Source organism: Flavobacterium kingsejongi, from assembly GCF_003076475.1.
In the GTDB taxonomy this organism is placed as follows: domain Bacteria; phylum Bacteroidota; class Bacteroidia; order Flavobacteriales; family Flavobacteriaceae; genus Flavobacterium; species Flavobacterium kingsejongi.
Genome location: NZ_CP020919.1, coordinates 1,002,124 through 1,018,642 on the forward strand (window position 1 = coordinate 1,002,124; position 16,519 = coordinate 1,018,642).

General features: G+C 47.6%; 3 protein-coding genes. All 3 read right to left on the minus strand.

Annotated elements, in window-relative coordinates:
- Positions 1–52: 52 nt before the first annotated feature.
- Positions 53–12,868, minus strand: coding sequence for a T9SS type B sorting domain-containing protein (locus FK004_RS04300; protein ID WP_108736148.1), 12,816 nt, complete (start codon positions 12,866–12,868; stop codon positions 53–55).
- An 810-nt stretch (positions 12,869–13,678) separates the two neighbouring features.
- Positions 13,679–14,395 (minus strand): T9SS type B sorting domain-containing protein, encoded by a 717-nt coding sequence (locus FK004_RS04305; RefSeq protein ID WP_108736149.1) that lies wholly within the window; start codon positions 14,393–14,395, stop codon positions 13,679–13,681.
- On the minus strand, positions 14,392–16,200 hold the full coding sequence (locus tag FK004_RS19665; RefSeq protein WP_420358891.1) for a SprB repeat-containing protein: 1,809 nt from the start codon (positions 16,198–16,200) through the stop codon (positions 14,392–14,394). Before FK004_RS19665 ends, FK004_RS04305 begins: the two co-directional genes overlap by 4 nt.
- Between the last annotated feature and the right edge of the window lie 319 nt (positions 16,201–16,519).

The following is a 16,519-nucleotide window of genomic DNA, read 5'->3' on the forward strand; positions in this document are numbered from 1 at the left end:
GGTATATTGCTATACCTGCCGCTACGGCGACCCAATCCGGGTCATTGATTATTTATCGGTAAATGGTGACATGACCTACAATTTCACGGTTCGTCCCATTGTTCAGGCTAATGACATACCAGTAATCTCCGGAAGACAGGGCGTGGCCTTCATAGGTTCCATCCCAACTTTGCCCTTTGCGGATCGTGGCTACTTTCCGGCCACTACGGTCATAAATGTCCGTATTGATTTTCGGGTAGTGTTCGATCTTTACTGGTGTCCAGGTGTCATTTTCCCCATCTGCATTCGGTGTGAAGAAATTCGGGATCTCAATGTCAATGAACGTTACTGCTATGATCGCAAAGGCTTCACAACCGTTACTGTCGATCACCTTGACTACATAATTCCCCGATTGTGTAAATACATACACCGGATTCGTCCCGTTGTCATGATCGTTAAAATAATAACGGTAGCCCGGACGTCCTCCCCCGGCAACAGCCCGGATCTGGTTCAGCCCTTCTTCTGCAGCACTAACAATTAGTGGCGCTACTGCAATAACGGTTACCGTTATGGGCTGTATGCAACCGCTTGTATGGGCTATTTCAATCGTATGGGTTCCAGCCGGCACGTTATTGAAAACGTTTTCCAGTTGTGTTATCCCATTCAGCGTATACAACACTTCATTACTAATTTCCGGATTTACGGTAATCGTAACGGTATTCGCCTGACGGTTGCCTACACAACCATATGTTACTGTTGCACTGGCCACAATATGTACAGCAGCAACCATCGGCACAGCGAAATCTGTAGTACAACCTGTCGCATCACGTACCACGATATGGTGTGTCTGCCCTCCGCTCAGATTATTGAATTCCAGTTGTCCTGTTACAAACGGCCCGTTATTGATACTGGTAGCATACGGAGCAACGCCCCCCGCTACAGCCATCACAATCGTACCATCTGCATCTCCGAAACAAACTTCCGGCAGTACCGAAACTAATGCAGGCACTAAAGGTGCAGGGCCGGTAATCAGTACATTGAGTGGCTGTATACAGCCATTGCTGTCTTTTACCCGTACTACATAAAGTCCGGTCTCCAGGTTCTCAAAAATATTGGAAGCACTGTAGTTCTCTAAGTTCGGGCTGATCGAATATTCATAAGGCCGCGTTCCAGCGGTTACATTCACTGTAATCTTTCCTGAAGGTGTGTTTCCACAAACCAGATGCTCCACTACTGTTGTGGCGATTACCTGGCTTCGGAATTCCACCGTAAACGGCATGATCTCCTCACAACCATTACTATGCTTCACATGGTACAGGTGGTTTCCGGGTGCAATATTGGTAAAGGTATTGGCTATCTGGTAGCTTCCTCCATCCAGTGCAAACGTTACATCGGCAGCGACTGCCGGATTTACTGTAATCACCAGTTCATTGTCCGGTGTATTATTAAAGCAACTGTAATTCATGACATGGGTAGGATTCAGGGCTACTGAAGCAGCCAGGCTTACGGTTCTTGCTATGGTACATCCATTGGCATCGCGGATATAAATAGTATAATCCTGCCCACCGCTTAGGTTGTCATAGAGTACCTTCCCGACTACAAAGTCACCATCCATATCGGAATCCAGGCTGGTTGCATACGGCGCAACACCGCCTCCGGGCGTGATCCTGATGCTTCCTGTATTCGATCCGGAGCAAAGCTCCTCGCTTTCCACTACTACATTGGCAGTAAGGGCAGCAGGCTCAGTTACGGTCAATAGCAGGGCTTGATAACAGCCATTGGCATCCTGCACACCAACAATATAATCTCCTGCAACCAGGTTGTTGAATTCCGGATTGGTGGACCATTGGTTCAGGTTAGGCGAAATTGCATACATAATTATTCCTGTTCCGCCGGTAGCATTAATGGAAATGCTTCCTGTAGCCTGTCCGGCACACGATACAGACTGTACCGTTGGCACTATTGTCAATGGAGCAGGCTCCGCAATAACGATAACGGCTGAAATTCTTTCACAGTCCTGGCTGATCACTTTTACGGTATAATTCCCGGAACCCAATCCGTTGAAGAGGCCGCTGGCTTGTGGCCCTGCTACGATTGTATTGGTCGTGGCATTCCATAACTCATAAACGTAGCTTCCTAAACCGCCGGTGGCTGTCGCTGCAATAATAGCATTCGCCTGTCCGGAACAATTGACTACAGCTCCTGAAGTGTCGATGCTAATATCCAGTACGGGAACCGGTAAAATGGTTACCGTATTGGTCGCACTGCTACAGCCATTGGCATCCTGAATATAGTACGTATACGTACCCGCCGGAACACTGAAGTTCGGATTATTGGTGAAATTTATATTATCGGTACTGTATTGGTAAGGTGCTGTTCCACCACTGCCGACGATCGTCAACAAGGCTTCCCTTACACACCCTAATGCTACCGTTTCCGAAAGTACTCCTACCAATGCGGTAGGTTGTGTAATCGTAATTGGTGTGGCAGTTGCCTCACATGTCCAGGTATCTCGAACCGTAACGGTATAGGTTCCGGCTCCCAGCCCTGTAAATACAGGATTGGATTGTGGGCCGGTAACCTGTCCACTTTCGGCATGGGTCAATGTATATTGGTAATTCATGCCCTGCCCTCCGGTTGCTATAGCTGTAATTGTGGCTGTAGTATCTCCATAACAGCTTACTGCCGCGGTATCTGCCGTAGCGTTTACTACTATTGGCTGAGGCAGTTCGAGTACTATGGTATCGGTTGCCACACAACCCTGGTTGTCTTTTACGCTTACTAAATAACTTCCCGCTTCGAGGTTGCTAAATAATGCATTACTGTCATAATCCTGGAAAACAAAACCGGTTACTGCATCTTTTAATTCATACAGATACGTTCCATACCCACCGTTGGCATTCGCCCATAGGACGCCACGGTCATTGGTACAGGTTACGTTTGCATTTTCCACCAAAACCACCTGCAAGGCAGTAATTGGGGAACCAATGGTAACAGTATTGGATGGTTTGCCACAGAAAGGGGTATCGATAGCGATAACTTCCACACTATGGTTTCCTCCAGGTATATCATTGATGATTAACGGATTGACATCGGTATGCCCTATTCCATATTGCACTTCAGTTCCGGCACTATTCAAAACCCTGAATGTATAGGCTCCCGTATAGCCTGCTATGGAAATACGTAAGGCTCCGTCTGTTGCTCCAAGGCAACTCACCGGAGTGATCGCCATTGCAGTAACCACCATCGTATCAAAGTCCTGTACCTGATGGCTCGCAATCACGCTACAACCTGTAGCGGTATCGGTCACCTCAAAATAATACATCCCTACTGTTGCGAGTGGAAATACCGGAGTCGTTTCCGGGGTCCCAAGAGGCAATAACCTGTAGGTATAGCTTCCTGAACCACCGTTTACATCTACTGTTACCAATTCCGGATTATTACAGGTGATTCCCTGTAGTATCGAAACGGTAGCATCCTGCAGGGCAACATAGGCCGGAACAGTTACTATGGTCGTTCCTTCACAGGCATTGCTATCATAAGCACGGATGATGATTTGCATACCATTGGTATCAGTAACCACATATACCGGATTGGTACCGCTTTGCAGTACAGTCCCTGTCGCAGCATCTTCAAAAATATAGGACACATAGGTTCCGTTTCCTCCTGTAAGCTGCGAAGGATCAATTGTAATAAAGGCATTGTTTGGATTGTTACCGGCGGCACACCTGAATGGCGTCACCGTTACTGCTACTGCTGGGATAATTACCCCGGCAGGTTGTGCTACGGTAACCTCCAGGTCCTCACGGCATTCCTTACCGGATTTTACACTAACCTGGTACACTCCTGCTGACAATCCTGTGAACACAGGCGTATCCTGCCACGTCATACCATTGTCTTTGCTGTATTGGTATGGGGTATCGCTATTCCCGGGAGCTAAAACTACCGTGATGCTACCATCGTCACCGCCAAAACAACTTGCGGCCGTAGGTGTAGCCGTAAATGTTACGGCTATCGGATCATGCAGGGTTACCGAAAGTGGCATCTCACAAGTAGTCACCATATCCCGGATCATTACAGTATAGGTACCTCCGGAAAGGCCTGTAAAATCATTCGCCGATCCAAAAGGAACGAGGATCCCTCCTGCACTATCGCGCAATTCATATTCAAAATTCCCGGAACCACCGACAGGATTTACCCGTAGGGTTCCATCATCATTTGTACAATTTGGTTGTGTAGTCACGGGTATGCCCGGTATTATTGGGGCATAAATCTCAACCGTCACTGGTGGAATACCACAATCGTTAACGTCTTTTATAGTGACCGTATGGGTACCTGCTGCCAGGTTATCATAGGTAAAGGGTGCGGTCAGGTTCTGGAACATGCCGCCGTCAAGGCTATAACGGTAAGGGCCTACTCCTGTAGCTGTCATGGCTACGGCAATGGTAAAGGAACCATTGCCTCCAGTACACTGGTTGGTCACTACCGCCGTAATGGCCGGGGTAGGATCTGTAGGAACGGTAATAGCTACCGGAGCTGCCTGGATACAATTGTTGGCATCTTTAACATACACCCTATAGTCTCCACCATCAGTATATATCACATTTGCTGTTGTTCCTGCCCAGGTACCCACAGTGGGTGCAGGGCTTGTAGCAGGCAATAGTTCATATTCGTATGGAGCTACCCCACCAGCACCAACTGCTGTGATGATCCCTGAATCGGTAAAACAATTGGCGTTTTTATCCAGTGTCGCGGTTACGGAAAGCGCTACTGCAGCCTGGCTGATTGTAAAGGGCGATGAAGCCAGTTTACACTGGTCTGCACCCGGGTCTCCCCCTCTTTCCGTAAATACGATATAATATTCTCCAGGTGCCAGGTCGGTTTTAAAATCGGTTACCGTGATCGTTTGTCCCGGTGTCAGCCCGTTGGTATCTCCTGGTACTCCTATTGGTAAATTGCTAAAAGCGGAATGTAACTGGTATTCTACTGTTGTCGTTGTGTTATGATAATCGCTGAAAGTAAAGGAGATACTACCATCTGCAGCATCTTTACAGGTTACATTCTTTGGATCCATTACACTGGCCAGGTTCGAATAGGTTGGAATCGGTGACTCTGCCTGTTTGAAATAGTGGCAGCCCGTTGCCGTATCATATACTGCAAAACTATAGGTTGCCCCGGGGATTAACCCGGTGAAAGTATAACTCAGCCCATCCGGAGCATCCGATGGGAAAAATCCAGTCGGATAACGTTGTGCCGGATCGGTTATGATGGCAAACTCAAATGGGCCTCCCAAAAGGGAACCTCCCACCGTGACTTTTACATTCGCACCCGTAACACAGTCGAATGGCCCGGTAACTACCTCGATATCCAGGGATTCTGGTGGTGAAGCCACCGGGATATTGCTGGTTACAGATGGACAGTCATTGGCATCAATAACTTCTACCCTATAAAATCCAAAATCTACTACTGTAAAATCAAAATTAGGGGTATTAGTAGGCCCTTCCACCCCAATTTCAGTGCCTATACTGTTGTACAGTTTATAGGTATACGGAGCTGTTCCTCCGGAAACACCCTGGATATGGATAATTCCAAAAAGGGTACCTCCTGCAGGATCACAGGTAATGGGTGTGGTAGTAATGGTATAGGCAATCGGATCCGGTTGTGTAATGGTTAAAGGAGCTGTATCACTACATCCTTTTGCATCCGTTACGGTCACGATATAAGTGCCTGCCGGTAATCCCGAAACATAATCTGGATAAGGTGTCCCTGAGGTATCGGCTACAGTAATTACAAATGGCGCCTGGCCTTTTGCAGTATCGATCACCACACGGATCAAAGCTTTTCCATCATGACACCCAATCGGGCTGGTTACCGTGACACTTGTAATTTCAGGCAGTACAATTGGGTCAATAGTAATGATTGCAGTTTCACTACTGCACCCTAAAGCATCTGTCACTTTAAATCGGTAGTTTCCTGCAGTCGTTGTCATGTAGGTAAAATCAGTACCGGTAATAGGGGTTTCTGATCCGTATGCACTACCATCGATACTCACCTGGTACCGCAGTCCTGCTCTCCCTCCGGAAAGGGTCACTGTAATCAAAGCGTCTGTTACCGCAGTACAGTCAAGGCCTTTCGTCAGTATCGCATTTGCCGTCAGTGCAGCATCAATGGTTTGGGTTACCGTATCCGTACACCCATAGGCATCGGTTACGGTTATGGTATACTCTCCGGGTACCAGTCCTGCAAAAGTATTGCTGTTTTGCGCGGCTGCACCGTCAAGGCTATAGGAAAAAGGAGTGACACCATTGGCCACAGCCACAATAATGGTCGCTCCTGCTGCACCGAAGCAAAGGTCTGATGCCGGGTCAATTGTGGCTACAGGAGCCACAGTATCTATTATTTCAAAAGTTATCGGAGTACTGCAATTGGAAAGATCCGTCACGGTTACAGTATACGTTCCCGGGATAGTAAGCCCATCAAAACTACAAGTCGGCCCGGTGCTGCTTCCTGTGGCAGTGCCTCCGTCAGGATCTGTAAGCTGGTACGCATACGGGATGGTACCCCCGATAGTATTTACTACTGCACGCCCTCCTTCAATACAGGTTTTGGGTGTTACTACCGTGGTTACTTCAAGTTCATCAGGATCGGTAAATGTTACCGTTAATGGTATAATACAACTTACTCCATAATCGTTATAGGTATTTTTAACCAGTATAGTACGGGTTCCTACCTCAAAATAATATAGGATTGCTATATCCGCCATGTTGGCATACCAGGTAGTACCATTGTCTAAGCTAACTGCCCATTGTAAATCCCCACTATTCGGATCGCCTGGATTCTCAACCGCTATAGTAACGGTTCCATCAGCTCCGCCATGGCAGCTGATTGGGGTCGTACTTTGTACCCTGGCGCGGAATTCCGTATCGCCAACAGTTACCGGGACTGGGAAGCTACGCTCGCACACTTCCGGCAACTGGTATACTTCAATATCATCCAGCGCCAGGTCATTTCCTCCCGTCACGATTGAATTGGTACGGATTACAAAATTAAGCTGGGTATTGGTCCCCGGATTCAAATGCACTTCATACCGGTTCCAAATATTATTTTTAGGAATATCGCCCGTATCCTGGGATTGAATTACGGTTCCTGAACCATCCACCAGCTGTACCAGCATGTTAGGCGCACGACCTCCAGAAGTACTTCGCAGCAAGTTCATTGCATAAAAAGAGATGATCAGGTCCTGACCAGGGTAAATATCATTGATTTGTTTTTCGTAAATCACACCCTGAAGTCCCGCAACTACACCTACATTAAGGGCCAGGAAGCGACCACCCGCATTACCCGTATGATCTCTTGTGGCTACCCACGCAGGATTGTTTGGATTAAGCATCTGGGTTACACAATATTCTCCATCAGCCAAACGAGAGTCTGTACCACAGGTTCCCCCAGGTGTCTGCGCCTCATAACAATATACCGGATCAATATTCGGGATTGCCGTATTGGCTCCTGCTCCAAAATCCTCCCGCAGCAGTATACTGCTGTGCGGTAACGAAACTTGTATATAATTTGTGGTAATTTCATGATATCCCGGAGTAACGTTTGTAAACACATTGCTCAATTGCATCGTCCCTCCATCAAGGGCATAGGTATAGCTAAACTCGCTGCTGTTACTTTCTACAGTAATTACCGAAGTTCCGTCACAGCTGCTCACCACTACCGGTGTAAAGACCGGCGTAGCTGGCGCAGCTTCAATCACCACGGTCATGGGATAACTGCAGTTTACGGCATCTTTAATATAGACGGTATAGGTTCCGGCATCCAGAAAACCAACACCTGATGGGGCAAAATTCACTCCGTCAAAACTATAGGTATAGGGTGCTACACCCCCTTCAGGATTGGTAATCCGTACCTCGGCCTTATGGGTTGTCGGGTCGCAACTCGCGTCCCGCGTAATATTGACAGAGGCTGTCAGGGCTCGTGCAGGGCCTGTAATGACTACAGGCTGTGCAGGGCTTTCACAATAGATATTGATTATTGTTCCAAAAGGATCGGTTTCCGTTCTTACGACATAACGGATCTTTGCCGTATAAGTCCCCGGATTGAGTCCTGTGAAAAGGCTTGCGCTTTGGTAGCTACTGCCATTATCGATACTATATTCCGGGATAAATCCATAATCGGTGGTTACAGAAAAAAGAATTGTTCCTGTAGCAGTTCCGAAACATTGTACGGAAGAACCTGCTACTGTCCATACCGGAGTCACGGGCGGATCCATAATTAAAAGATGGGTATCCGTACAGCCCGCAGAATCACTGGCAGAAATGCTAATGTAACCGGACGTCGGTAATTCGAATACCGGGTTTGGGCTGCCAATACCATTAAAGAAATACATATACGGTGCGGTACCCCCTGATACACTCAGGGTAATCTCTCCGGGTTCACAGGTAATTGGGCGTGTGACCGTCGCAGTCACGACAAATGGAACCAAAGGCACAATTTCTACGGCTTCGGTAAATTCGCAGCCGGAATCAAGAGTAACCTTTACGGTATACTGACCCGGATTCACACTGTCAAAAGTATATTCGTAATCGTCCGGTCCATTCAGGAGTCCGGAAGAAGCGATTCGCAGCGTACCATCATACAATTCGTAGAGGTATTGCGGTGCTCCGTCCGTCATCACAATATGGATGCTTCCGTTACGGTTCATACATGTCACGGGACTGGTTGGTGTTACTGTAATTGAAGGAACCAAATCACGAACGGTAATTGCATCCAATATGAAAACACATTGGTTGGGGTTACTGGTAATATCGGTCGCTTTGATGTAAACGCTGTATACACCAGGCGTTACATTGGTAAAGGAAGGATTTGAGGTCCATGGCCCTGTTGCACTGTCCAGGCTGAATTCGTAGCCGGTAGCCGGTACATTGGTTACCAAGATTGCACCTTCGATACTACAAATTTTGTCCTGGACCTTTACTTTAGGGTCCAGTATGTTTTTATAAATGTTAAAGTAAAAAGTTTGGGAACAACCATTCTGATAGCGCAGGATGATCCGCCATTGCCCGGCAGTATCGGCACTAAACACATTTCCGGTTGCCCGTTCCGTCCAGGCACAGCCCGGACCAATATTCGCACAATTATCCGGTAACGAAGTCGTACAGGAACCTTCATCCAGCTGTTCCCAGCTGATACTATCGACATCGGTAATGGAAATGGTAATCTCCCGGCTATCGGTGGCGCCACAAAGTGCAATTTTCACCATTTCCGACAGGTCATTCGGGCATATTGCGGTTTCATCACCAAAAATAGCGATGGGATGTGTAGTCATTCCTAAAAAAGGAACCACTGTAATTTCTTCGGTTAATATCGTACAAAGTGTTGTCCCTACAACTGTATAACTGCCTGTTGCCGTTAGTGTAATTTCGCGGGTAGTACCAATGGTAGCCCCGGTACTATTGTCCGTCCAGACATAACTATCGTATCCTGCGGTAGCATTCACTACCACACTGCTTCCACACAGCACTACTGTCCGTTCGCTTACAGGGGTATCGACCGCTTTGACCGTAACGACTACTTTTTTAGCTGTAGTCGGCAGGTTTTTACAAACCCCTGGGCTTTCTACCGTTACGTAATAGTCTGTAGTCACTAAAGGGCTGGCTGAAAAATAACCCCCTGTAGCCAGGACCTGCGTCAGGGCCTCATCAGCATACCAGGTAATCTCCCCCCCGGTAACCCAGGTTTGGGCGATCATTTCAAAACCCATCCCAAGACAAATTGTGGTATCGGCAACTCCTGTGATATCAGAAGCAACAGCAGGGCGCTTGCCTATCAGGCTTACCTCCTTGACATCAGCTCCTACAATTGGATTTACAAGCTTTTCACATTTATTGTCGCCGCTTACCGTTACTATAAATGGCCAGTTGTGCGTTGCATCCGGCGCTTCATCCGGTGTAAAGGAAGATCCCGTATGCAATAAGGTGTATCCTCCCGATCCCCATCTGTACCATCGGAATATTGGATTGGTTACTGTGATACTAGAAGCATCGAATCTACCTTGTTGACCGTAGCAAACAAATACATTTGAAGCATCAATATCGGCAGCGGTAGCCAGTGGTTTTAACTGTGCCTCCACTATTTGGCCTACGGTATTTTTGGTACATACTTCCTCTCCTGCTACTGTTACAAAATAGGAACGATTAGCCGTTAATGCCGGCGTGGTAAAGGAAGGGCCTGTGGCTACTACTGTAGTCATCGCAGGATCATTGTACCAGGTAAAAACCGGGTTGGTTATTGTTGAGCTGGAAGCAGTAAACGTTACCGTTTCACCCTTACAGAATAGTACATCCTCCACTTCAAGATCGGTGGCAGTGCCTTCGCGTTTTACACTGACCTGTACTGATTGCGTAAAAGTACAGCCCGAAACGGTAACTACAGTTACCTGGTAGACGCCACTGTCGGCGATTCCTACATTTGGGATATTCAGGACATAATCGGTTGATGTAGTGTTGTCCGGCAAGGTCCAGGTAATACTGGTGATAGGCCCTAAAGGCAAGACTGCCAGCTGGAGCGCTTCGCCCACACAATAGTCGGTAGTGCCTTCGATGATATCCCCCACCCCGGTACCCGGACTGAGCATTCGGAATTGCTGTTCCACTTCATAAAAGCTGTTTTTTGCTTTTACCTGGTAAACACCCGGGAGAAGCCCGGTAAAAACATTATTCGTTTGTCCGGTAGGCGGATAATTGGCATCCGTATCTTTTTTGATAAAATAGGTAATGGTTCCCGGGGAATTATCTACCTTGACGGTTAGGTCGCCTACCGTATTCCCATTACAGATACTCCCTCCTGAACCCGAAAGGTCAAAAGACGGGAAGTTGGGTGCTACCGTTATGGCAGCAATTGCCGTTCCCGGTACCACCTGCGAAGGAGGCAATAATGCTGTAGTACTGTAAGTATAGGATAATCCTACTTCATAATCGCCGGGTAAGTCTGCCCCAAATGCAAAATTATAGCCACTATTGGTCCCTATTAAAGCCGGATTACCTCCATAGTAATTCGTTAATCCTGTAGGGCCGCTTACTATTCTTGCATATAAACGGATATTAGAACTATATACATACCCTATAGGATTACTCCCAGAACTGTTCAGGTAGCTTCCTACTACATTTACCGCAACTCTCCCACTTTTAATATAGCGGTCACAAACACCTCCCGTTGCCGGGACAGCAGTCAGGTTTTCCAAAGCCACACTATCGATGTAACTGTCGAGCACAATATCATATTCCTGGTCAAAACAAACGGCATCCTGCACCCTAAACCGGTAGGTTCCCGGAGTAAGATTATTGCTCACGCCGATATATCCCGAAGTTGGGAGTGTATTGTATGTAGTATCAAATGTATCAGGCCCGCTGATCGTACTAATCTTAATTGGCACTGTCAACTGACTCAGGCCGGTAAAGACCAAAGCCGATTTTCCGAAATTCTGCGGGCTTAATCCCGCTGTATATTGTACTGCCGCAACCGGATCCAATGGAGCATACAAAGCCGGATCCAGGTATACCGGGTTGAGTACTGAAGGTTTTGAAGGTGCCGGTGAGGTAGTCTTATTCGTAAAAAGATAATTCGTTGCGACATCACCGCTGGCATCGGTATATTCTATAGTATAGGTTTTCCCGATTTCCAGTAATAGTGTTGGAAAACGTTTGCCAATGGATAATCCTATGGTGTCCCGGAGGACAATACCCGTTTCCTGTTCGGTGGCGGCGATCGCATACGGTTCACAGCCCAATGTCTGTCCATTATTCCAGCTGTCGGTACTCAGCAGTACTTTGCCACTGCGCAAACAGGCTGTATTGGCCGGATCATCCCGAAGCTCGGTATAAATACTGGCAAATGGCCGTTTTTTGAAACGGGTATAGGCCGATAAATCGGATGTACTCACGCGTTCAATCCCACAAATGGTCACAGTAAGCCGTACGATTCCCCATTTGTCCCGATCGGTGGGCATCGGAAAAGACCCCGCCACAGCGGGTAGGTTTTCATACACATCAAAACCACCACTTTCATTTTGGATCTCTAATTTATAATTGATCGTCTTAGTCCCATAAAAAACGGTAGTTGGTGAAGCGGTTGTTACATCATATATATCCTTGCCTACAACAAAACCGAGTACTTTAATCGTAGCACTGGCAATTCCCGAACATATTTGGCCTGGTACATTATAGATCACCTCAAAGGCAGATTCCGGTGGTGAATTGTTGCCACCACTTACTGAAAAAGTAGTATAGGGAATACTCGCCTCTACGGTGAGTGAAGGGCCGTTTACTATAGTAGAACAGGCATCCATCGCACTTAGGGTATACGTTCCCGGAGCCAGGTCGCGGAAAAAAGCAAATCCCTGGGCATTACCCACCTGGGTTTCGACTATCGTCCCATCCGATGCAGTAAGCGTGATGTTATAAGGGGCATTGCCCCCAACCACCCTACTATTGATATACCCTAATGGTACATCCGTACCGCAATAGGCATAACGGTAGGCTTTGGTCTGTACCGCATCAAACGTAGGCGATATGGACGAATAGGAACTGGTCACCCTAACCGGGGTATTGGACTTTACAAAGGTACTCCCGTTGTAATAGCCATAGAAATAATCTCCAGGTTCTAAATCGGTAAACAAGGGATCGGAACCACTTATAATTTGTGATGGGTTAAAAGGTGCAGGAGCAATTCCCCAGATTGTGGGGGCTGGCGTACCCGTATAGCGCACTGTAATCGTCCCGTTGTTGAGGCAGGAAGAGGGTGTCGCTATTGCGGTAAGCCCGGTTTGGGCTTGCAGCAGGGGTATTGAAAGAACAAAGGCCAATGCTAAAAAATGTAGTTTTTTTATCATGTCGAGGTACTATTTGAAAATACATCCCATAGCAACAGGTGTATGAAACGGTTGTAGACCCGCTCCAAGCACCCATACAGGATGTTAAAGATGTTATTGTGCTGAAAACGATACTACGTCATACCAGACGTAATGGGGATTCTCCCTTTATCAGGTTTAAAAACAACACGGGGCGCCAGCAATTGCGCGTACATTGGGATAACATCCGGCAGGATTGTAACTGCCGCTGTCATACCTCCCACCATACCGCCGAGGCATAAGAGTAGTTTGATTTTCATTATTATGGTATTAAATAGTGTAATTCATTTTATGTATTGCGATACGACAAATCCGTACTGCCTCTGAAACCAAATGATTACAGGGTTAGGGTTTTGTCTTTTTATTCTATTTGCATTATGCGTAGTCCTGTTTAGTACTGCCAAAAGGCAGCAACCTGCAGGAAAAGGTATAACGGGTTTGGGCTTGGGGCCGCTGGGGAGGTTTTTTTTATGAGATATAAAAAGACTTGTGCCTATTGTTTTCAACAAATTACCGCTGGTGCGACGGGCTACAAAAGGTTTTTAATTTCAGCGGTAAAGCTACAGGACGACAGGAATATAATTAGCCACTATACGTTTTCATAATATCAGATAAAGACATATTTTAATTGGTATTTAGGAGTTTTCTGTTTTTTTTCTTATCTCAATACAGGAGTAGGCCTCTGGCGCCCTACAGCCTATAACATGGCGAAATCCCTGCTGCTATAGGAACAAAAACACCCTCGCGGAATCGTACTGAGAGTGTTTTTTATATTGCCGGAATTAATAGCAATTACCTGTAAAGGGTTACATGCCCTACCATTTCACGGTTCGTTCCATCATTCAGGCGTACCACATACCAGTAATCCCCGGAAGGCAATGGGTTTCCATCATAGACTCCGTTCCAGCTTTCCCCGATCCGGATTGTCGCTAATTTCCTTCCGGCACGGTCATAAATTGCAGTACTGATCGCCGGATAATTGTCGATATTCCGTGGTGTCCAGGTATCGTTTTCCCCATCGCTGTTTGGCGTAAAGAAATTCGGAATTTCAATAGGCACGAAGGTCATTGCCAGTAATATGATGGCTTCACAGCCATTGGCATCCACCACTTTTACTTCATAATCTCCGGATGCTGAGATACCAAAGACCGGGTTCGTTCCATTGTCCTGCCCGTTGAAATAATAACGGTACCCGGGAAGCCCTCCTGAAGCAGTCACCCTGATTGTGTTGAGCCCGTCTTCTGCTGCGGTCACTGTTAGCACCGCTACGGCTACCACCTCAACGGTCACTTCTTTGGAACAACCGCCGATATGCCCTACCACGACAGTATGGAGACCCGGAGACCAGTCGGTAAAGACATTTTCAAATTGTGACAGCCCATTGTGGCTATACACTACGTCGGCACTCACTTCCGGATTGACATGAATCGTGATAGTATTGGACTGGCTGTCCTGCGCACAACCGTATACTACTTCTGCTCTTGCATCGATAGTGGTGGATGGTATCATTGTACTTCGACTGCCGTAGTACAACCATTGGCATCCCGCACGACGATATGGTGCAGTTGCCCCCCGGATAATTCCAGGAATTCCAACTGCCCTGTAACAAATGGGCCATCATTCAGGCTGGTAGCATAAGGCGCTACCCCTCCTGTTACAGTTATGGCAATAGCCCCATCTGCTTCACCGGAACATACCTCCGGTACGACAGTCACTAAAGTCGCGACTAATGCCGCAGGGCCGTTTACGGTTACCTGACGTTCCAAAACGCAGCCATTGGCATCCCGCACCCATACGGTATAGTCTCCCACAGCCAAGCCTTCAAAAACATTGGAAGCCCCATATGCTGTTGGATTCGGCGAAATAGCATATTCGTACGGGGCTGTCCCTGCAGAAACCACCATAGTGATACTACCATCAGAGTCATTGCCACAAATTACCGGTGCTACTACTGCCAATGCGATAATCGGATCCCGGCGCTCAATGATAAACCAGCGTGTGATTTCACATCCGCCGGTATGCCGTACATGGAACTGGTGCGGGCCATAGTTCAGGTTGGTAAATGTATCCTGGCTTTGGTACACCCCATCATCTATTGCATAGAGTACGTCCCCAACTGCTTCGGGATTTACCACAATCCTGACTTCATGGACCGGAAGATTATTGGCACAACTGTAGGCCACCACCGGTTCGGCTTCCAAAATTACCGGTGCAGCCAGGGTTATTGTTCGTGTCACGATACACCCATTCGCATCGCGAATATGGATCGTATACTCCTGCCCTCCACTGAGGTTATCAAATAGGATCCTCCCCGGGACAAAATCACCTGCAAAATTAGAATTCAGGCTTGTCGCATACGGCGCCATACCACCGGAGGCTTCCACCCGGATGCTGCCGGTATTGGTTCCGGAACAGGCTTCTTCACTCTCAATCACCAGGATAGCTTCCAACGGTGCTGGTTCGGTAATGGTATATTCCTGGTAATCGTAACAGCCATTGGCATCCTGCACTTTAATCCCGTAAGTTCCGGCAGCCAGGTTTTCAAACGTGCTGCCCGATTGCCATTGGTCCAGGTTGGGCGTGATGGCAAACTGTAACGTCCCCGTCCCGCCTGTAGCGCTACTGCTAATCTGACCGGTAGTTGTCCCTGCGCACTGTATCATGGATACGGTAGCCGTTACGACTAAAGGCACCGGAGCAGCGATAGCAATTATTTCAGAAATACGGATACAATCCCCGCTACTTACGGTAACGGTATATGTTCCCGATCCCAAGCCTGTAAATACTCCGGTAGGCTGTGGCCCTGCGACCACACTATTGGTCGTGTAATCCATCAGTGTATAAGTATAATTCCCCACCCCACCAGTAGCAATGGCAACTATCTGGGCTGCGGTATCCCCTGCACAACTAATGGTTGCCCCTGCCAGATCCAGGACAATATCCAATACCGGGATTGGCGCTATCGTCAATTGCTGGGTCATCACCTCACAGTTATTGGCATCCCGTACATAATACTGATAGGTACCCGGGCCCACTGTAAAAGTATCCAGGGTGGCATAGGATAACCCATCGGTACTGTAGCTATAAGGTGCTGTTCCGCCCGTTGCCACAATACTAATTTGAGCACCGGACAGGCATCCTAACGGTTGGTTGACCACCAACTCCGCTACCAACTCCGCTGGAGAAACCACGACTACAGTAGCCGAAGTTCCGCTACAATTCCAGGTATCTGTTGCAGTTGCGGTATACGTTCCTGCACCTAATCCTTCAAATACCGGGCTGGACTGTGGTCCGGTAACCAAGCCGGTACCCATGTGCAACAGGCTGTATTGGTAATTCGCTCCTTCTCCACCATTCGCTGTTGCGGTTATGGTCACTGTATGGTCGCCAAAACATGTTACAGCAGCTGTACTGGCAATTGCCTGTACTACAATGGGTACCGGCAATGCTAATGTGATCGTCGCAATAGCAGTACAGCCTTCCAAATCCTGTACGGTTACGGTATAATTTCCTGCAGTAAGGTTCCCCAATACCGAATTCGTACTATACGGCTGTAGTATAGATCCTGTTGCTGTGTCGGTAAACTGGTAGGTATACCCCAACCAGCCCCCTGAAGGATTGGCAACAATGGCT